This window comes from Pseudomonas sp. BF-R-26 (genome assembly GCF_019947395.1).
Taxonomy (GTDB): domain Bacteria; phylum Pseudomonadota; class Gammaproteobacteria; order Pseudomonadales; family Pseudomonadaceae; genus Aquipseudomonas; species Aquipseudomonas farris.
Genome location: NZ_JAGYGK010000008.1, coordinates 134,592 through 153,913 on the forward strand (window position 1 = coordinate 134,592; position 19,322 = coordinate 153,913).

At 58.6% G+C, this 19,322-nt stretch carries 17 protein-coding genes; 7 read left to right on the forward strand and 10 right to left on the reverse strand.

From position 1 onward, the window contains the following. Positions 1-22: 22 nt before the first annotated feature. Positions 23-1,216, reverse strand: a complete 1,194-nt coding sequence (locus KGB18_RS13775; protein ID WP_223570113.1) for an efflux RND transporter periplasmic adaptor subunit — start codon at positions 1,214-1,216, stop codon at positions 23-25. A gap of 49 nt (positions 1,217-1,265) precedes the next feature. Beyond that, the gene (locus tag KGB18_RS13780; RefSeq protein ID WP_123722012.1) at positions 1,266-2,525 is read right to left on the reverse strand and encodes a TolC family protein; all 1,260 of its coding nucleotides are present in this window, start codon (positions 2,523-2,525) and stop codon (positions 1,266-1,268) included. Positions 2,526-2,991: 466 nt separating this feature from the next. On the opposite strand from KGB18_RS13780, the gene KGB18_RS13785 reads away from it, so the two are divergent. From KGB18_RS13785 to KGB18_RS13800, 4 genes are all read left to right on the forward strand, one after another. Then, complete coding sequence (locus KGB18_RS13785; RefSeq protein ID WP_223570114.1) at positions 2,992-3,666, forward strand: heavy metal response regulator transcription factor; 675 nt, start codon at positions 2,992-2,994, stop codon at positions 3,664-3,666. Beyond that, positions 3,663-5,069, forward strand: a complete 1,407-nt coding sequence (locus KGB18_RS13790) for a heavy metal sensor histidine kinase (protein ID WP_223570115.1) — start codon at positions 3,663-3,665, stop codon at positions 5,067-5,069. Before KGB18_RS13785 ends, KGB18_RS13790 begins: the two co-directional genes overlap by 4 nt. A gap of 231 nt (positions 5,070-5,300) precedes the next feature. Continuing rightward, positions 5,301-5,651, forward strand: a complete 351-nt coding sequence (locus KGB18_RS13795) for a toxin (protein ID WP_052967031.1) — start codon at positions 5,301-5,303, stop codon at positions 5,649-5,651. Next, on the forward strand, positions 5,641-5,955 hold the full coding sequence (locus KGB18_RS13800; RefSeq protein WP_030130910.1) for a helix-turn-helix domain-containing protein: 315 nt from the start codon (positions 5,641-5,643) through the stop codon (positions 5,953-5,955). Before KGB18_RS13795 ends, KGB18_RS13800 begins: the two co-directional genes overlap by 11 nt. A 188-nt stretch (positions 5,956-6,143) precedes the next feature. On the opposite strand, the gene KGB18_RS13805 is transcribed toward KGB18_RS13800, so the two are convergent. The 6 genes from KGB18_RS13805 to KGB18_RS13830 are packed head-to-tail and all read right to left on the reverse strand — an operon-like array spanning position 6,144 to position 12,080. Then, complete coding sequence (locus KGB18_RS13805) at positions 6,144-7,886, reverse strand: extracellular solute-binding protein (RefSeq protein WP_123722010.1); 1,743 nt, start codon at positions 7,884-7,886, stop codon at positions 6,144-6,146. A gap of 47 nt (positions 7,887-7,933) precedes the next feature. Next, positions 7,934-8,206, reverse strand: a complete 273-nt coding sequence (locus tag KGB18_RS13810; protein ID WP_052967033.1) for a DUF2160 domain-containing protein — start codon at positions 8,204-8,206, stop codon at positions 7,934-7,936. A 10-nt stretch (positions 8,207-8,216) separates the two neighbouring features. Beyond that, a complete protein-coding gene (locus KGB18_RS13815) occupies positions 8,217-9,017 on the reverse strand; it encodes a carbohydrate ABC transporter permease (RefSeq protein WP_007896138.1) in 801 nt (266 codons plus the stop codon). 8 nt (positions 9,018-9,025) lie between these two features. Beyond that, positions 9,026-9,892, reverse strand: coding sequence for a carbohydrate ABC transporter permease (locus KGB18_RS13820; protein WP_052967034.1), 867 nt, complete (start codon positions 9,890-9,892; stop codon positions 9,026-9,028). Next, positions 9,889-10,986 carry an ABC transporter ATP-binding protein gene (locus tag KGB18_RS13825; protein ID WP_201060932.1) on the reverse strand — a complete coding sequence of 366 codons (1,098 nt, stop codon included), beginning with the start codon at positions 10,984-10,986 and terminating at the stop codon, positions 9,889-9,891. The genes KGB18_RS13820 and KGB18_RS13825 overlap by 4 nt, the downstream gene beginning before the upstream one ends. Next, positions 10,986-12,080 (reverse strand): ABC transporter ATP-binding protein, encoded by a 1,095-nt coding sequence (locus tag KGB18_RS13830; protein ID WP_052967036.1) that lies wholly within the window; start codon positions 12,078-12,080, stop codon positions 10,986-10,988. The genes KGB18_RS13825 and KGB18_RS13830 overlap by 1 nt, the downstream gene beginning before the upstream one ends. 441 nt (positions 12,081-12,521) lie before the next feature. Here KGB18_RS13830 and KGB18_RS13835 point away from each other — a divergent pair, with 441 nt between their 5' ends. Then, positions 12,522-14,369, forward strand: coding sequence for a sigma-54-dependent Fis family transcriptional regulator (locus KGB18_RS13835; protein ID WP_123722008.1), 1,848 nt, complete (start codon positions 12,522-12,524; stop codon positions 14,367-14,369). Positions 14,370-14,595: 226 nt separating this feature from the next. On the opposite strand, the gene cysS is transcribed toward KGB18_RS13835, so the two are convergent. Then, positions 14,596-15,978, reverse strand: coding sequence for a cysteine--tRNA ligase (cysS, locus tag KGB18_RS13840; protein WP_123722007.1), 1,383 nt, complete (start codon positions 15,976-15,978; stop codon positions 14,596-14,598). 24 nt (positions 15,979-16,002) lie between these two features. After that, entirely contained in the window at positions 16,003-17,700 is a 1,698-nt protein-coding gene (locus tag KGB18_RS13845) for a glutamine--tRNA ligase/YqeY domain fusion protein (protein WP_201060934.1), read from the reverse strand. A 265-nt stretch (positions 17,701-17,965) separates the two neighbouring features. On the opposite strand from KGB18_RS13845, the gene KGB18_RS13850 reads away from it, so the two are divergent. Both KGB18_RS13850 and lpxH read left to right on the forward strand, forming a co-directional pair. Further along, on the forward strand, positions 17,966-18,469 hold the full coding sequence (locus KGB18_RS13850; RefSeq protein WP_052967714.1) for a peptidylprolyl isomerase: 504 nt from the start codon (positions 17,966-17,968) through the stop codon (positions 18,467-18,469). Beyond that, positions 18,466-19,218 carry a UDP-2,3-diacylglucosamine diphosphatase gene (gene lpxH, locus KGB18_RS13855; protein WP_123722005.1) on the forward strand — a complete coding sequence of 251 codons (753 nt, stop codon included), beginning with the start codon at positions 18,466-18,468 and terminating at the stop codon, positions 19,216-19,218. Before KGB18_RS13850 ends, lpxH begins: the two co-directional genes overlap by 4 nt. Positions 19,219-19,322: the final 104 nt, after the last annotated feature.

A 19,322-nucleotide genomic window follows, 5' to 3' on the forward strand; every position in this document is an offset into this window, starting at 1 on the left:
GGGGGCGGATCGGTGGGAGTCTTCAGTGAGAGTGCTCGGCCGAGGCTTTGCCCAGTTCCGATTTGAGGACGAAGCTGCCGGCGCTTGCGACTTGCACGCCGGATTCCAGCCCTTGGGTGACTTCCACCAAACCGGCCGCGCGACTGCCCAGTTCCACCGGTTGCGCCTTGAAGCCGTCGTCGGTGCGCACGAACACCGTGGGCTTGTCCTCGACGGTCTGGATCGCGGTTTCAGGTACAGCGACCTTGGCCTGGCGACTGTCGGTAGCAACCAGCGCGGTGACGAACAGGCCGGGACGCCACGAGCCTTGCGGATTTTCCAGGGTCACGCGAACCGTTGCAGTGCGGGTCTGTTCACCCAGCAAACTGCCGACGTAGGCCACGGTGCCAGCGACTTCGGCATTGAGTTCCGGGGCGCTGACGGTGACCGGTTTGCCCACTTGCACCTTGTTCAGATCCTTGGGCGAAACGCCGAACGTCACCCACACCCGCGACAGGTCGGAGAGCGTAAAAGCCGCCGAGGATTCATCGACCACCTCTCCCGGTGTCAGGTGTTTCTCCACCACCACGCCGTCGAACGGCGCGCGCAGTTCGTAGCGATTGCCGCCGGTGGCGACCACGCTGCCACTGAGCACGCTGATTTTCTGCCGGGCATTGGTCAGGGAAATTTCGGCTTCTTCCAATGCTTGACGTGCCTGAAGGAAATCCTGCTCGGCGGAGATCTTGTCCTGCCACAGTTTTTTCTCGCGTTCGTAGGTGGTGCGCGCCAAGGTCAGGCGACGCTGTGCGGCAGCCTGTTCGCTGCGCTGATCGGAGATCTGCTGACTGGCGATCACCGCCAGCAACTGGCCCTTCTTCACCGACTGCCCGAGATTGACCGACACCGACTCGACCACACCGGGCACCCGAGGCACCACGTGCGCGGTGCGGTCTTCGTCAAAGCGCACTTCGCCGGGGAACGGCAAGCCGAGGCTGATGTTCTGCGCCCGAGCTTCGGCAAGTTGAATGCCCGCCGCCGTGATCTGTTCGGTGCTCAACTCCAGGCGCCCTTCTTCTGTATGTTCACCGTCGGCTGCCGCGCCTTCTTCAGCGTGATCGGCGTGTTCCGCCGCTTCATCGGCGTGAGCGTCGATGGACGTATTGCCCGGCCACATCGAGCCAATACCAATGCCCAGCGCCAGCGTCGCCGCAGCAACCACGATCAGTTTTTTTTCCATGGAAACTCCTCTGCGCCATGCCATCGCGCAGTAATCTGAAAGATGAAATTCAAGGGCTGACGGAGAGGTCGCCGAAGATGCGTTCGATGCGTACTCGCGCATCCGTCGCCTCGCTGACGGCCTGGATGTATTGGCTGCGCGCGCTGATCAGAGTGCGTTGGGCGTCGAGCACGTCGAGGAATCCGAACTTGCCCATTTCGAAGCCGCGCGCGGCGCTGTCGACCGCACTTTGCGCGGCGGGCAGGATGGTTTGGTTGAACGCTTCGACTTCGCCGTTGGCGGTCTGCCATTGCTCAAGGGCGGTCTGGATATCCGTGCGCAAACGCAGCTCGGTGGCGTTGCGCAGATCCCGCGCCTGATCGCTACGCCGGGCAGCCGCCAGCACGTTGCCCTGATTGCGGTTGAACAGCGGAATCGGCATCGACAGCCCGACCACGTTGACCCTCTCGCGCTCGGTTTCACTGTATTGGCTGCCAATGCTCACGGTCAGGTCGGGAATGCGTTGCGACTTTTCCAGGCCCAATGAGGCTTCGCGCTGATCGATCTGCAATTTGGCCAGACGCAGGTCGGAGGTCTCGTTCAGGCGCTCAAGCAATCGGGTCGGCGGTGGCACGGTAGGCATGCTTTGCGTGGCCGCTTGCACGGTGGTCGAGGTTGGCAACGGTGCGCCCATGACCTGCGCCAATTGCTGATAGGCGTTGGCCTGATCGCGTTCGGCGCGGCTCAGTTCCAGGCGCACTTCGGAGAGTTGCACTTGCGCACGGGTGCCTTCGACTGGCGATGATTTGCCCGCTTCGATACGCCCTTGCGCCACTCGCAAACCGTGCTCAGCCAGTTCCAGCGACTGACGGGACAACTGCAAGCGTTGCTGCGCGGTCTGCGCGCTGTTGAACGCCTGAATCACATCGGCGCGCAAGGTATTGCGCTTGCGCTCCCATTCGATCCCGGCGGCGTCCTGCGCGCGGCTGGCGACGTCGATCCGTGCGCCACGTTTGCCGCCCAGTTCGATCGGTTGGCTGAGCATTACCGTGGTGGTTCGCGAATCGCGACGGGTGTCTTCGGCCTCCCACGACACTTCGGGGTTGGGGATCAGACCGGCCTGTTTGCGCTCACCCTCGGCAATGCCGATTTCCCACTGCGCAGCCGCCAGATCCGGGTTACCGGCGAATGCCGTTTGCAGGGCTTGATCGAGGGTCAGGGTCGATGCATGCACAAGACCCGTGCCGGCCAACAACACAACGCTGGCCGTCACTGTCCTCGCTGTTTTTTTCAGGCGTGATCGCGCCGTCAGTTCTTTTAAACCGGGCAATGGAAGACTTCCTATATTCAAGAATCTTTGATGCCGCCACGGTAGGGTTTTGAACTTATCGGCAAGGTGACTGGAACATTACAAATCCGTTATCCACGGTTTGTGGAAGTTGTTTTAGTCTAGGATGCGAAGTGCGAAAGGTGACATAGCAATATATAGAAACAAATACACGGTAGTTATCTGCCAAACAGCACTTGCCTGAATGTGGCGCTTCGGAACTCAGGCTTGCCTGCTGCGACAGGCTGTCGCAGATCCCATTCTCAGGGCTCAAGACCCAGCATTTCAGTTGACTCTGTAGCCACTACAGCCTTTACCTTGCACGCCATCACACAGGGAAATCTCTGTAGGAAATCAGGAACTCACAACCTCTAGTCGTCATTAAACCCCGCCCGGAACTCCATACAAGAACAACAACTTTTCCGGCCACCTTAATTAAATATCCATTGAATAAAAGTGGTGATAGATCATGCGAATCCTTGTCATCGAGGACGAGCTTAAAGCTGCCGAATACTTGCATCAGGGACTGACGGAAAGTGGTTATATCGTTGACCACGCGGCCACCGGCGCCGATGGACTGCATCTGGCGCAACAGCAGGCGTATGACCTGGTGATTCTGGATGTGAATCTGCCGGAACTCGATGGCTGGGGAGTCCTGGAACAATTGCGTCGCACCCACTCCACCCGGGTGATGATGCTCACCGCACGCGGGCGTCTGGCCGACAAGATTCGTGGTCTGGATCTGGGCGCCGACGATTATCTGGTCAAACCGTTCGAGTTCCCCGAATTGTTGGCGCGGGTGCGCACGCTGATGCGGCGCAGCGAAAACATCCCGGTGCCGCAGGTGCTCAAAGTCGCCGACCTGGAACTCGATCCGGGGCGCCACCGCGCCTTTCGCGGCGAGCAGCGCATCGACCTGACCACCAAGGAATTCGCCCTGCTGCATCTGCTGATGCGCCAGTCCGGGGAAGTGCTCACACGCACCCAGATCATTTCGCTGGTGTGGGACATGAATTTCGACTGCGACACCAACGTGGTCGAAGTGTCGATCCGGCGTTTGCGGGCGAAAATTGACGACCCGTTCGACAACAAGTTGATTCATACCCTGCGCGGTGTCGGTTATGTGCTGGAAGCGCGGGAATGAAGCCAGCCAGCCTGTCGATGCGCCTCGGCCTGACGGTGAGTATTCTCGGTGCGCTACTGGTGGTGTTTCTGGCGATCCTGGCCTATTTCGCCCTAACCCATGAGTTGAACGCGTTATCCAGAAACAGCTTGGCCCAGAAGATGGAGCAGGTGGAACACAGCCTGTCTCTGTACGCCGATTCCGCTGAAATTCGTTCGGCGCCGCACATTCTGCTCGATCAGGTCATGGGCCATGACAACCTCACCCTGACGATTTATGACCGCGCCAACTTGCGCACACCGCTGTTGAAATCCGGCTCCGGCATGGCCGACCCGCGTCTTGAACGCAAGGCAGCGCTGGTCGCCATCGAACAACTGACGTTCTCCGGCAGCACCGATGATCAAGACAAGCGCTACCTGACCGCCTCTCGGTTGATCCGCATCAAGGACGGCACCCGCGTCCCGGTGCTGCTGTCGATGGACGATGCCCACAATCAGGCCTTGCTCAGCGCCTATCTGCGCTCGACGCTGATTGCTTTGCCGTTGCTGCTGATCTTCATCGGCCTCAGTGCCTGGGCCGCCGTACAGCGGGGGCTGACGCCGCTGCGCGAGTTTCGAAAAGTGGCGGCGATGGTTTCGACACAGGACCTCGACCATCGACTCTCGGTGGTGAACATGCCACAGGAACTCAGCGAACTGGCGCAAGGCATCAATTTCATGCTGCACCGCCTCGACAGCGGCGTGCAGCAATTGTCGCAGTTCTCCGATGATCTGGCCCATGAACTGCGCTCGCCGATCAACAATTTGATGGGCAAGGCACAGGTGACGCTGTCCCGGGAACGCACGACTGAGGAGTACAAGAACGTATTGGTTTCCTGCACCGAGGAGCTGGAGCGGGTCGCGCGAATTGTCTCGGACATGCTGTTTCTGGCGCAGATCAGCCACCCGGCGGCGCTTGCGCCATTCGAGTCAGTCGCACTGCATGAGGAAGCCTTGAAAGTCGCCGACCTGTTTTCCCTGTCTGCGCAGGACAAGCAGATTCATTTGAGTGTGGTCGGCAGCGCTCGGGTGCTGGGCGACCGGTTGATGATTCAACGCGCGATCTCGAACCTGCTGTCTAACGCCCTGCGCCACTGCCCGGCCGGGCAAACGGTTGCGTTGCAGATTGAACAAGGCGCGACACAGGTTTCACTATTGGTCAGCAACCCTGGCGCGGGCATCGAAGCGCAGCATCTGCCGCATCTATTCGACCGTTTTTACCGGGTCGATAGCAGCCGCTCCCGCTCACAAGGCAGCACCGGACTGGGCCTGGCCATCGTGCGTTCGATCATGAGCTTGCATCAGGGGGTTGCCGAAGTTGAAAGCCTGCCCGGTGCGATGACCGTCTTCAGACTCGCTTTCCCCAAAAACGAAAATGCAATGTAGATACCGTCTTGAACCTCACCGAGCAAGCGCAAGTTTCGGATCATAAAGCTGGCCCGCTTCTTCCCCTCTCCTCCCCGATATCCAGAATCGCCTCGCGGGTGAATCAGCCGCGTCCTACATCCCGATCCTGCCGTCGACTTTAACGTAATGACTTGACCGAATTGGGCAGGAACAGAAGCCTTGACCTATTCGATTCTTGTGATAGAAATATACGCAGGTAACGTACAGAACATGGACGCTCTTTTTATCGAATTACCCGTATTTCAAAAGCATCGAAGTGACTACCTGGATGATGATCTGTTTCACCGATTCCAACAGGAGCTGCTGCAAAACCCGGAAGCGGGAGATGTCGTCGAAGGCACCGGAGGTCTGCGCAAAATTCGAGTGGTGGATGAGCGGCGAAACAAGGGCAAGCGCGGTGGGCTGAGGGTGATTTATTACTGGTGGTCCGGTTTCGACCAATTCTGGCTCTTTACCTTGTATGGCAAGAACGAGCAGGACGATCTGACGCCACAACAGAAAAAACTGCTTAAAGAAATGCTTTATCGAGAAATCAAAGCGAGAACGAGCGATGAAACGTGACATTTTTTCCGAGCTGGTAGAGGGGTTTGAAGCCTTGGCCGATGAGCGCCAAGGTAAAGTCACTCTACGCACGCACAAAGTAAAACTGGCCAAACTGGCTCCGATTACGGCAGAGGAAGTGGTTGGCATCCGCCAGCAACTGAATCTCTCCCGGCCGGTGTTTGCGATGTACTTGCGCACCAACACCCGGACGCTGGAGAACTGGGAGCAAGGACGGGCGAAACCTAATGCTCAGGCGACAACGCTGATCCGGTTGGTTGAGCGCTTTCCGGAGACGGTTCAACAACTGGCGGCGCTGACCTGAAGTGTTTGCGGCGTTTTCAATGACGCCTTCGCGAGCAAGCCCGCTCCCACAGCGGATCTCCAGTGAACACACCATTGGGGGCACTCCTACGATTAACTGTGGGAGCGGGCTTGCTCGCGAAGGCGGCCCATCAGGCACAAAGCAAAACGGCACCTTACGGTGCCGTTGGCGTTTCACATTACAGACGATTACTTACGCGCCGCCTCCCACGATTTCAGCAGTTCGGCATAGCTCACGGTTTCGCCTTTAGGCTTCTCGTTCGCCAGTTTCGCTTTCGGCGCACCCGGCTGATCGAACCAGTACTGCGCATCCCGCTCAGGATTCATTTTCGGCCCGCAGGTCGGTTGTACCTTGGAGCGTTCCAGGCGGGTCATGATCGCATCCTGATCCTTGGCCAGACCGTCCAGTGCCTGTTGTGGCGTTTTCTCGCCACTGGCCGCTTCCGCGATGTGGCTCCACCACAGTTGCGCCAAACGAGGATAGTCCGGCACGTTGGTCCCGGTCGGGGTCCATTGCACGCGGGCCGGGCTGCGATAGAACTCCACCAGACCACCGAGCTTCGGTGCCAGGTCGGTCATGGCTTGCGAGTTGATATCCGATTCGCGGATCGGGGTCAGGCCGACAATGGTTTTCTTCAGGGATACGGTTTTCGACGTCACGAACTGAGCGTACAGCCAGGCCGCGAGTTTTTGCTTTTCAGGCGTGGACTTGAGGAAGGTCCAGGAACCGGCGTCCTGATAACCGAGCTTCATGCCCTCCTCCCAGTACGGACCTTTCGGCGAGGGTGCCATGCGCCATTTCGGCGTGCCGTCGGCGTTCATTACCGGCAGGCCCGGTTTGGTCATGTCGGCGGTGAACGCGGTGTACCAGAAGATCTGCTGGGCGATGTTGCCCTGAGACGGCACCGGCCCGGATTCGGAGAAGGTCATGCCCGCCGCTTCCGGTGGCGCGTATTTTTTCATCCAGTCGACGTATTTGGTGGTCGCATACACCGCCGCCGGGCCGTTGGTATCGCCACCGCGGGTTACGCTGGAACCAACCGGATGGCAGTCTTCGACACGGATGCCCCATTCGTCCACCGGCAAGCCATTGGGAATGCCCTTGTCGCCAGCGCCGGCCATGGAGAACCAGGCGTCGGTAAAGCGCCAGCCGAGGGATGGGTCTTTCTTGCCGTAGTCCATGTGCCCGTAGATACGCTTGCCGTCGATTTCCTTGACGTCTTCGCTGAAGAACTTGGCGATGTCTTCATAGGCCGACCAGTTCACCGGCACACCCAACTCGTAGCCGTACTTCTCTTTGAATTTTGCTTTCAAATCCGCCCGCTCGAACCAGTCGGCGCGGAACCAGTAGAGGTTGGCGAACTGCTGGTCGGGCAGTTGATAGACTTTGCCGTCTGGCGCTGTGGTGAACGAGATGCCGATGAAGTCTTTGATGTCCAGCGTCGGCGAGGTGTAGGCCTTGCCTTCGTTGGCCATCAGATCGGTGATCGATTCGGTCTTGCCGTAGCGAAAATGCGTACCGATCAGGTCCGAGTCGTTGACCCAGCCATCATAGATGTTCTTGTCCGATTGCATCTGGGTCTGCAGCTTTTCCACCACGTCGCCTTCCTGCAGCAAGTCGTGGGTCAGCTTGATCCCAGTGATCTCGGTGAAAGCCTTGGCCAGCACCTTGGATTCATATTCGTGGGTGGCAATGGTTTCCGAAACCACCTTGATGTTCATCCCGCGAAACGGCTCGGATGCTTTGATAAACCACTTCAGCTCTTCGAGCTGCTGGGCTTCGGTCAGGGTGGACGGTTTGAACTCGCTGCCAATCCATTTCTTGGCGGCGTCTTCATAGGCATCGGCCCAGGCCGCAGCGCTCAACCCGCTGAGTGCCAGCATGGCTGCCAATGAAACGCTATGTCGCAGCTTATTGTTTTTGTCGAACATAGAGACCTCCTGTTTAGGTTTCGGAGCAACATTGCCGAGCGATTCGACTAGCCCCAACGCATCACAGCCAACAGCCACACCAGGGACAACGCGAACGCTACCCAGATGCTCCAGTCGGTGACGCCGATTACCAGCAAATGCAGGTAGGCGCTGCCGAGAAGACCGATAAACAGCCGATCACCACGAGTAGTAGCAATCGGCAAAAAACCACGCCGAGGGACACTCGGCGAACGCAACTCCCAGGTCGTCATACCCGCCAGGATCAAGGCAATGACGCTAAAGAATGCCGCCGTGGGGCCGGTCCAACTCATCCATTCCATCATCAGTTCCTCATACCCGACCCAGGGCAAAGCCTTTGGCCACGTGGTTGCGAACAAACCAGATCACCAGCATGCCCGGCAGGATGGTCAACACCCCCGCCGCCGCCAGCACACCCCAGTCGATGCCGGACGCCGAGACCGTGCGGGTCATCACCGCCGCGATGGGTTTGGCGTTCACCGAGGTCAGGGTTCGCGCCAGCAACAGCTCGACCCAGGAAAACATGAAGCAGAAAAACGCCGTGACGCCGATCCCGGAGCCAATCAGCGGGACGAAGATCTTCACGAAGAACTTGGGGAAACTGTAGCCGTCGATGTAGGCGGTTTCGTCAATTTCCTTGGGAACGCCGGACATGAAGCCTTCAAGAATCCACACCGCCAACGGCACGTTAAACAGACAGTGAGCCAACGCCACCGCGATATGGGTATCGAACAACCCGATCGAGGAATACAGCTGAAAGAACGGCAGCAGAAACACCGCCGGTGGCGCCATGCGGTTGGTCAGCAGCCAGAAGAACAGGTGCTTATCGCCAAGAAAACGATAGCGCGAAAACGCATACGCCGCCGGCAGCGCCACACTCAGAGAAATCACCGTATTCAGGCTCACGTAGTACAGCGAGTTGAGGTAACCGGTGTACCAGCTCGGATCGGTGAAGATCACTTTGTAGTTGGCGAAGGTGAAATCCTGCGGAAATAGGGTCAGACCGCCGAGGATTTCAGTGTTGCTCTTGAAGGACATGTTCAGCAGCCAGTAGATCGGCACCAGCAGGAACAGGATGTAGATCAGCAGTGGAATAAGCTTTCTCTTGCTCATGGCGGGCCTCACCGATTGGCGTCAGAGTGAGTCATGGCGGTGTAGAACAGCCACGACACCAACAGGATGATCAGGAAGTACACCAGCGAGAAAGCCGCCGCCGGGCCGAGGTCGAATTGCCCGATCGCCATTTGGGTCAGCGTCTGACTCAAGAAGGTCGTGGCATTGCCCGGACCGCCACCGGTCAGTACGAACGGTTCGGTATAGATCATGAAACTGTCCATGAACCGCAGCATCACCGCGATCAGCAGCACACTCTTGAGCTTGGGCAACTGGATGTGTCGGAAAACCGCCCAGGCCGAAGCCCGATCAATCCGCGCCGCCTGGTAATACACGTCCGGAATCGCCCGCAAGCCGGAGAAACACAACAGCGCCACCAGCGACGTCCAGTGCCACACGTCCATCACCAACACCGTGACCCAGGCGTCCATGGTGTTGGACGCATAGTTGTAGTTGATGCCCATGGCATTGAGGCTCGAACCAAGCAACCCGATGTCGGCCCGGCCGAAAATCTGCCAGATGGTGCCGACTACGTTCCACGGAATCAGCAGCGGAATCGCCAGAATAATCAGCACCAGCGACGACCAGCGGCCCTTGATCGGCATGGTCAGGGCGATGGCGATGCCCAACGGGATTTCGATCAGCAACACGCAGCCGGAGTAGATGAACTGGCGCAGCAGCGAGTCATGCAACCGTGGGTCGAGCAGCACCTGCCTGTACCAGTCGGCACCGACGAAGTAGCGGCTCGACTGGTCGAAGATGTCCTGCACCGAGTAGTTGACCACGGTCATCATCGGGATCACCGCACTGAATGCCACCAGCAGGAACACCGGCAACACCAGCCACCAGGCTTTGTTGTTCTGCACCTTGTTCATGGCAGCACCTCCAGCAGGTAATCATCGGCATAGACCATCAGCCATTGCGCCGGAAAACTGATGTACGCCGTGCCTTCGGGCACCGGTTTGTCTTCGGCCAGGCGTACTTTCAGCGGCGCGCCGTCGAGGTTCAGGGTCATGATCTTGTAGGTACCCAGGTCTTCGACGTGTACGACCTGTGCCTGCATCGCGTCATCGAAGGGCTCGTCCCACACATGGACGAACTCCGGACGAATGCCGACCTTCAGGGTTGTCCATTCGGATTCGGCGATTCGTTTCTGCATCGCGTCGGACAACGGCAAGTGGGTCCCGGCAAAACCGACACCGCCGGCTTGTGGCTGGACCTCGATCAGGTTCATCCCCGGGCTGCCGATGAAATAGCCGACAAAGGTATGGCTCGGCCGCTCAAACAATTCCCGTGGCGTACCGAACTGCACGATTTGGCCGCCATACATCACCGCGATCTTGTCAGCGAAAGTCGAAGCTTCGAGCTGATCGTGGGTGACGTAGACCATGGTGATGTTGAACTGCTCGTGGATCTGCTTGAGCTTGCGTCGCAGCTTCCACTTCAGGTGCGGGTCGATCACCGTCAGCGGTTCATCGAAGAGGATCGCCGACACGTCATCGCGCACCAGCCCACGGCCCATGGAGACTTTCTGTTTTTCATCGGCGGTGAGGTTGCGCGCCTTCTTGGACAGCAATGCCTGGAGGTCGAGGACTTCAGCGATTTCGTGCACTTTGGTGTGAATTTTCGCCTCGTCCATGCCCTGATTGCGCAATGGAAAGGCCAGGTTATCGAACACCGTCATGGTGTCGTAGACCACCGGGAACTGGAAAACCTGGGCGATGTTGCGCTTTTCCGGGGTCAGTTCGTTGACCACTTTACTGTCGAACAGCACCTGGCCCTGGGACGGACTGAGCAAACCGGAAATGATGTTGAGCAAGGTTGACTTGCCGCACCCCGAAGGCCCGAGCAGCGCATAAGCACCGCCCTGCTCCCAGACATGGTCCATCTCGCGGATCGCGTAATCCTCAGGGCCGGTCGGCGTTGGGGTGTAGCTGTGGGCAAGGTTCTGCAAACGGATTTCGGCCATCAGGCAACCCTCGCAATACGGCGACCAGGCGCCTGAACCAGCTGCCCCTGCATATCGAACACAAACAGTTTATGGGTCGGGATATAGATGCGAATCGGCGCATCGACGTCGTATTCGTGAACACCCGGCAAGTGCAGCACCAGCAGGAAATACTCATTGCGCACGTGCAGGAAGGTTTCCGAACCGCTGATCTCGGCCACCTCGACGGTCACCGCCAGCTCCAGGTCATCGTCGTTGCTCGGCACTAGGGAAATGTGGCTGGGGCGCACGCCGAAACGGAACTCGCCCTCGCCCACCGGTCGCAGATCGACGTTCAACGGGAAGTGCACAAAATTGGCGAAACTGACTTCGTTGCCGGCGATACGCCCCGGCATCAGGTTGATCGGCGGTTCGGAGAACAATTCCGCCGCCAGCACGGTTTGCGGCTGGTGATAAACCTCGGAGGACTTGCCGCTCTGAATCACCCGACCTTCGTGAAGAATCGTGGTGGTGCCGCCCAGCGCCAGGGCTTCGTTGGGTTCTGTGGTGGCGTAAATCGCGATGGTGTGCCGGGCCTTGAACAGCTCGCGCATTTCCTGACGCAGCTCTTCGCGCAGCTTGTAGTCGAGGTTGACCAGCGGCTCGTCGAACAGAATCAGCTCGGCGTCCTTGACCAGCGCCCGGGCCATCGCCGTGCGCTGTTGCTGGCCGCCGGAGAGTTCCAAAGGATAACGCTGGAGGAATTTCTCGATGCGCAGCATCTTCGCGGTTTCCAGCACTTTGCTCTGGATCAGCTCACTGGAAACGCCGGACTGACGCAGCGGCGAGGCGATGTTCTCGAACACCGTCATGGTCGGGTAATTGATGAACTGCTGATAAACCATCGACACATTGCGCAGACGCACCGGGCGCTGGGTGACGTCGACGCCGTTCATCAGGATGCGGCCGCTGTCGGGCTTGTCCAGACCAGCCATCAGGCGCATGAGGCTGGTTTTACCCGACAGCGTGCGACCGAGCAAAACATTGAACGATCCGGGTTCGAAGTTAAGGCACGCATCGTCGATCCAGGTCTGACCCTCGACGGTACGGCTGACGTGCTCCAGGATTAGTGACATGGCTCGGCCTTTTTATTATTGGAGTCAAGCGACCGGAGCACTACAGCGACATTCGTGCCAGAAATTCCAAGCAATTGATCTGGCTTGAAAAACACGAAAAAGAAGGGAAAACCGCGTTCGTTGCTGAACAGAAATGAACAACCGCGACTGAACAATTGAACAGTTCAAAGATTGACAATGAACAAATGTGAACAACACTCTACGGATGCTTTTTGCTCATTTGGTGATGTACACGGTCATTGTAGGAGCTGCCGAAGGCTGCGATCTTTTGATCTTCAGCGTATGTTCAGATGCTAAAAATCAAAAAATCGCAGCCTTCGGCAGCTCCTACAGGTATTGTTTTCGGCGCGATATCGCGGCGGCCCAAAGAGGCTCTGTGGCGTGCTGAACGTTTTGCAAAACCCATAAAAACAATAAAAGCTTGCTCAGAGATCGACTGCCATGGCCGCACCTGCCCCGCCGCTCTCCCACGACGCCATCATCCAGGATTCCTGGTCTCGCTGCCGCGCATTCGGGCTCGATCATCAGAGCGCGCCAGCGTTCGATCAGCTACCCGCCGATGGCATCGCCCAGTTGCTGGAGAGCCAGCATTCACTGGTGCAGACCACCCATCAGGAAGTCCTGCCGTATTACGAGAACATCCTCAGCAACTCCAATTGCCTGATCATGCTCGCCGACAATCAGGGTCAGGTGCTGACGTCCTGGGGTACCCAGCGTTTCATCGAGCCGAGCCTGACTCGCGGTTTCAGCGCCGGCGCCAGCTGGATGGAGCGTTGCAGCGGCACCAATGCGATCGGCACGGCGTTGGCCTGCGAGCAGGCGGTGCACATCGAACACGACGAACATTTTCTCAAGGCCAACCGCTTCATGACCGGTTCCGCCGCACCGATTTTCGATGCCGAGCGCAAAGTGATCGCGGTGCTGGATGTGTCCAGCGACAGCTATCTGCCGCCGTCGCACACGCTTGGCATGGTCAAGATGATGAGCCAGACCGTGGAGAACCGGTTGATCCTCAACCTGTTCCATGGCCAGCATTTCCAACTGACCTTCAATACCGGGCTGAACAACCTCGACAGCCAATGGGCCGGGTTGCTGATCTTCGATGAAACCGGTCAGGTGCTGTCCGCCAATCGCCGGGCCGACAACCTGCTGGGCATCAGCCTGTCGCGGGTCAGCGTCGAAAGCCTGTTCAAAGTCTCATTGCTGGAACTGCTGAACCAGCCGGACGGCCTGCCGTTTGCCCTGCAAGCCTCGGGGCGCAACCGTTTTCAGTGCCTGTTGAAACGGCCAAAACAAGCGCCGATTCAAGCCAGGGTGTTTTCGGAACCTAAGAGCGCTGAACCCTCGGCGCCAACGCCCGCCGCGATCAGCCTCAACACCCTGCATTTTGGCGACAGCCGCGTGGAAAAAGCCGTGCGCCAGGCCGAGCGCTTGCTGGAAAAGGACATTCCGCTGTTAATCCACGGGGAAACCGGGGTCGGCAAGGAAGTCTTCGTCAAAGCCCTGCATCAGGCCAGTTCACGCAGCAAACAGTCGTTCATTGCCGTCAACTGTGCAGCGATCCCCGCCGAACTGGTGGAATCCGAGCTGTTTGGCTATGAGAAAGGCGCATTCACCGGCGCCAACCAGAAAGGCAGCATAGGGCTGATCCGCAAGGCCGACAAAGGCACCCTGTTCCTCGATGAAATCGGCGACATGCCGCTGCCAACCCAGGCCCGGCTACTTCGAGTGTTGCAAGAACGTTGCGTGCAACCGGTGGGCAGCAGCGAGTTGTTCCCGGTGGACATTCGGATCATTTCGGCGACTAACCGCTCGTTGCGCGAGCAGGTTCAGCTGGGGCGATTTCGTGAGGATTTGTATTACCGGATCGGTGGTTTGACCCTGGAACTGCCGCCGCTACGAGAACGCAGCGATAAAGAAGCGCTGTTCAAACGGCTGTGGGAACAGCACCGCGAACCGAGCCAATGGGCTGGCTTGAGCCGCGAAGTGATGGAGCTGTTCAGCCGCCATCCGTGGCCAGGGAATTTGCGTCAGGTCAGCAGCGTGATGCAGGTGGCGCTGGCCATGGCCGAGGAACAACCCGTACGGCCGGAGCATTTGCCGGATGATTTTTTTGTCGATCTGGAGATGGAGCCGGTGGATTCGCCGGAGCCGATAGCGGTGGATTTGAATGATGCCGAGGAATTGAATCGGCAGTTGCAGGCGGCTGGGGGGAATATTTCGCATTTGGCCCGCAGGCTCGGGGTTAGTCGCAACACCCTTTACAAGCGATTGCGTCAGGTTGAGTGACGAGTGAGCCGCACTGGCGGCGTTCGGCTTGAGACCATCGCGGGCAAGCCCGCTCCCACAGGGATTTTTGTCGTACACAAAATCGGAATCTACCTCGGTCATTGTGGGAGCGGGCTTGCCCGCGATGGCGCCAGCATGGGCACCGCCGCACTTACGCCCTGCACATAAACAAAAACCCGCACAAGGCGGGTTTCTGTTTTTGTGAAAGGCGTAGCCAATCAAGCAATCAGTCAGCCAGACGCCAGGTCGTCCCGCCCTTGCCGTCTTCCAGCACCACGCCCATGGCGGTGAGCTGGTCGCGGATGCGGTCGGATTCGGCCCAGTCTTTAGCAGCCCGAGCCGCCAGACGCGCGGCAATCAGTGCATCGACCTCAGCCGCATCGACCCGCCCTTCGGCACCGGCCTGCAGGAAGTCATCGGCTTCGAGTTGCAACACACCCAACACGCTGGCCAATTCTTTCAAGCGCGCCGCCAGACCGGCCGCCGCATCGAGATCACTCTCGCGCAGACGGTTGATCTCGCGAACCATCTCGAACAGTACCGCACAAGCTTCCGGGGTACCGAAGTCGTCGTTCATCACCTGAGTGAAACGCTCGACGAAGGCTTCGCCACCGGCCGGCGCCACGTTCGGCAGGCCTTTCAACGCGTGGTAGAAACGCTCGAGTGCGCCCTTGGCGTCCTTGAGGTTATCTTCCGAATAGTTGATCGCGCTGCGGTAGTGGCTCGATACCAGCAGGTAACGCACGACTTCCGGGTGGTACTTTTCCAGCACGTCGCGAATGGTGAAGAAGTTGTTCAAGGACTTGGACATCTTCTCGCCATTGATGCGAATCATGCCGCAATGCATCCACGCGTTGGCGTAGGTCTTGCCGGTGGCCGCTTCGCTCTGGGCGATTTCGTTTTCATGGTGCGGGAACTCGAGGTCGCTGCCGCCGCCATGAATGTCGAAGGTCTCGCCGAGGCAGCAGGTCGACATCACCGAGCACTCGATGTGCCAGCCCGGACGTCCGTCGCCCCACGGCGAAGGCCAGCTCGGCTCGCCCGGCTTGGCGCCTTTCCACAGCACGAAGTCCAGCGGGTCCTGCTTGGACTCATCGACTTCGATCCGGGCGCCGATGCGCAGGTCTTCGATCTTCTTGCGCGACAGCTTGCCGTAGCCCATGAACTTGGCGACGCGGTAGTACACGTCGCCATTGCCCGGTGCGTAGGCGTAACCCTTGTCGATCAGGGTCTGGATCATGCTCTGCATGCCAGCGATGTGATCGGTGGCCCGCGGCTCCATGTCCGGCTTGAGGATGTTGAGGCGCGCCTCGTCCTCGTGCATCGCGGTGATCATGCGCTCGGTCAGCGCGTCGAACGGCTCGCCGTTCTCCTTCGCCCGATTGATGATCTTGTCTTCGATGTCGGTGATGTTGCGCACATAGGTCAGGTTATAACCGCTGAACCGCAACCAGCGGGTCACCAGGTCGAACGCAACCATGCTGCGGCCATGGCCAATGTGGCAGTAGTCGTACACGGTCATCCCGCAGACGTACATGCGTACATTGTTGCCATCCAGAGGCTTGAAGACTTCTTTGCTCTTGGTGAGCGTGTTGTAGATCGTAAGCACGAATGCTCCTTCCTTAACGCTGAATCACTGGCCCCACGAATCGCGCAGGGTCACGGTACGGTTGAACACCGGATGACCGGGCTTCGAGTCCTTGATATCTGCGACGAAGTAACCTTCGCGCTCGAACTGGAAACGGTCTTCCGGCTGTGCATTGCCAAGCGAAGGCTCGGCACGACAACCGGTGAGGACTTGCAGCGAGTCAGGGTTGATGTTGTCCAGGAAACTGGCGCTGTCTTCGGCCTTTTCAGGGTTGGCCGAACGGAACAGGCGATCGTACAGACGCACTTCGCATTCGACGCTGGCCGCGGCCGGTACCCAATGCACAACGCCTTTGACCTTGCGGCCTTCCGGGTTCTTGCCCAGGGTTTCCGGATCGTAAGAGCAACGCAGTTCGACGATGTTGCCATCGGCGTCCTTGATCGCTTCGTCGGCACGGATCACGTAGCTGCCGCGCAGACGCACTTCGCCGTTCGGTTCCAGGCGTTTGTAGCCTTTTGGCGGCTCTTCCATGAAGTCTTCACGGTCGATGTAGAGCTCACGGGCGAACGGCAGAACGCGCACGCCCATGTCTTCTTTCGGGTGGCACGCCAATTCGAGGTTTTCGACCTGGCCTTCCGGGTAGTTGGTGATCACGACTTTCAGCGGACGCAGCACGCACATGGCACGCGGGGCGCTGTGGTCGAGGTCGTCACGGATGCTGAATTCGAGCATGCCGAAATCGACGACGCCATCGGAACGGTTGGTGCCGATCATTTCGCAGAAGTTGCGGATCGATTTCGGCGTGTAGCCACGGCGGCGGAAGCCCGACAGCGTGGACATGCGCGGATCGTCCCAGCCATGAACGTGCTTTTCATCGACCAGTTGCTTGAGCTTGCGCTTGCTGGTGATGGTGTAGTTCAGGTTCAGGCGGCTGAACTCATACTGACGCGGCTTCGCCGGTACTGGCAGGTTCTCGAGGAACCACTCGTACAGCGGACGATGGCTTTCGAACTCCAGGGTGCAGATCGAGTGGGTGATGCCTTCTATGGCGTCCGACTGACCGTGGGTGAAGTCGTAGTTCGGGTAGATGCACCACTTGTCACCGGTCTGGTGGTGATGCGCGTGACGGATGCGATACATGATCGGGTCGCGCAGGTTCATGTTCGGCGAGGCCATGTCGATCTTGGCCCGCAGCACGCGTGCGCCGTCCGGGAATTCGCCGGCGCGCATGCGGGCGAACCAGTCGAGGTTTTCTTCCACGGAGCGGTCACGGAACGGGCTGTTCTTGCCCGGCTCGGTCAGGCTGCCACGGTATTCCTTGGCTTGCTCAGGGCTCAGGTCGTCGACATAGGCCTTGCCGGCCTTGATCAGTTCTACTGCCCAGTCGTGCAACTGGTCGAAATACTGCGAGGCATAGCGCACTTCACCGGACCATTCGAAGCCCAGCCATTTGACGTCGCTTTCGATCGCGTCGATGTATTCCTGGTCTTCCTTGGCCGGGTTGGTGTCGTCGAAACGCAGGTGCGTGACGCCGCCGAATTCCTGGGCCAGACCGAAATTCACACAGATCGACTTGGCGTGACCGATGTGCAGGTAGCCGTTGGGCTCAGGCGGGAAACGGGTGACGATCTGCGTGTGCTTACCCGAGTCCAGGTCCGCCTGGATGATCGGGCGCAGGAAATTGACCGGCACGGCAGGGCCAGTCTTGGAATTCGAGGTAGGGTCGACAGTGGGCTTGCTCATAGGATCCTTGAACGTACAAGTGCGCGGCCAGTTGGCCAAATCAAAGCGGCTGTTATAAATCAAAGGGGCTTATCATAGCCGATGCTGTCAAGTGGCTGACAGAGCAGGCCGGCAATCGGCTGCATTTAATCGGTTGCCAATGAAAAACAGCCTCGAAATTCGCGCCCGGCACGCTAAACTGCCTGCCTTGGCCGACACTGGCCGGACTGGTTGAGGGCCTGAACGCCCCGAAACCCACGAATTCATAGAAAAAAGAGTACCGATCATGACCCAAGTCAAACTGACCACCAACCATGGCGACATCGTCCTGGAGCTGAACGCTGAGAAAGCCCCGATCACCGTGGCCAACTTCATCGAGTACGTTAAAGCCGGTCACTACGAAAACACTGTTTTCCACCGTGTCATCGGTAACTTCATGATCCAGGGCGGCGGTTTCGAGCCAGGCATGAAAGAAAAGAAAGACAAGCGCCCAAGCATCCAGAACGAAGCCGACAACGGCCTGCCGAACGTGAAGTACAGCGTAGCCATGGCCCGCACCATGGAGCCGCATTCGGCATCCGCCCAGTTCTTCATCAACGTGGCTGACAACAGCTTCCTGAACCACAGCGGCAAAACCGCTCAGGGTTGGGGCTACGCCGTATTCGCCAAAGTAGTCGAAGGCACCGACGTGGTCGACAAGATCAAAGGCGTGGCCACGACTTCCAAAGCCGGCCACCAGGACGTACCAGCAGAAGACGTGATCATCGAGAAAGCCGAGATCATTGAGTGATACTGCTGATTTCAGACTTGCATCTGGAAGAGGAGCGCCCGGACATTACCCGGGCGTTTCTGGATTTGCTCGCTAGACGTGCCCGCTCCGCGAGTGCGCTGTATATTCTGGGCGACTTTTTCGAGGCGTGGATTGGCGACGATGCCATGACGCCGTTCCAGCGTTCCATCTGCCAGGCCCTGCGCGAACTTAGCGACAGCGGCACGGCCATTTTTCTGATGCACGGTAATCGCGACTTCATGCTTGGCCAGGCCTTCTGCAAACAGGCCGGCTGCACGTTGTTGAAAGACCCGAGTGTCGTGCAGTTTTACGGCGAGCCAGTGCTATTGATGCACGGCGACAGCCTCTGCACCCGCGACGAAGCTTATATGAAGCTGCGGCGCTACCTGCGCAACCCGATCACCCTGTTCATCCTGCGGCATCTGCCCTTGCGTACTCGCCATAAACTGGCGCGCAAGCTGCGCAGCGAAAGCCGTGCACAGACGCGGATGAAGGCCAATGACATTGTTGATGTCACGCCGGAAGAAGTGCCGCGGGTCATGCAGCAATATGGCGTGAAAACCTTGATCCACGGGCACACCCATCGTCCCGCCATCCACAAATTGCAGATTGGCGAGCAGGCGGCCAAACGCATTGTGTTGGGGGATTGGGATCGTCAGGGCTGGGCGTTGCAGGTGGATGAGCAAGGGTTTGCGTTGGCGCCGTTTGATTTCACCCCGCCGCCACAACTGGCAGCACCCGCAAACTAACGGCCGAACACAAAAACCTGTGGGAGCGGGCTTGCCCGCGATGACGGTGGATCAGTCAACAACGTTGTTGAATGTGATTCCGCTATCGCGGGCAAGCCCGCTCC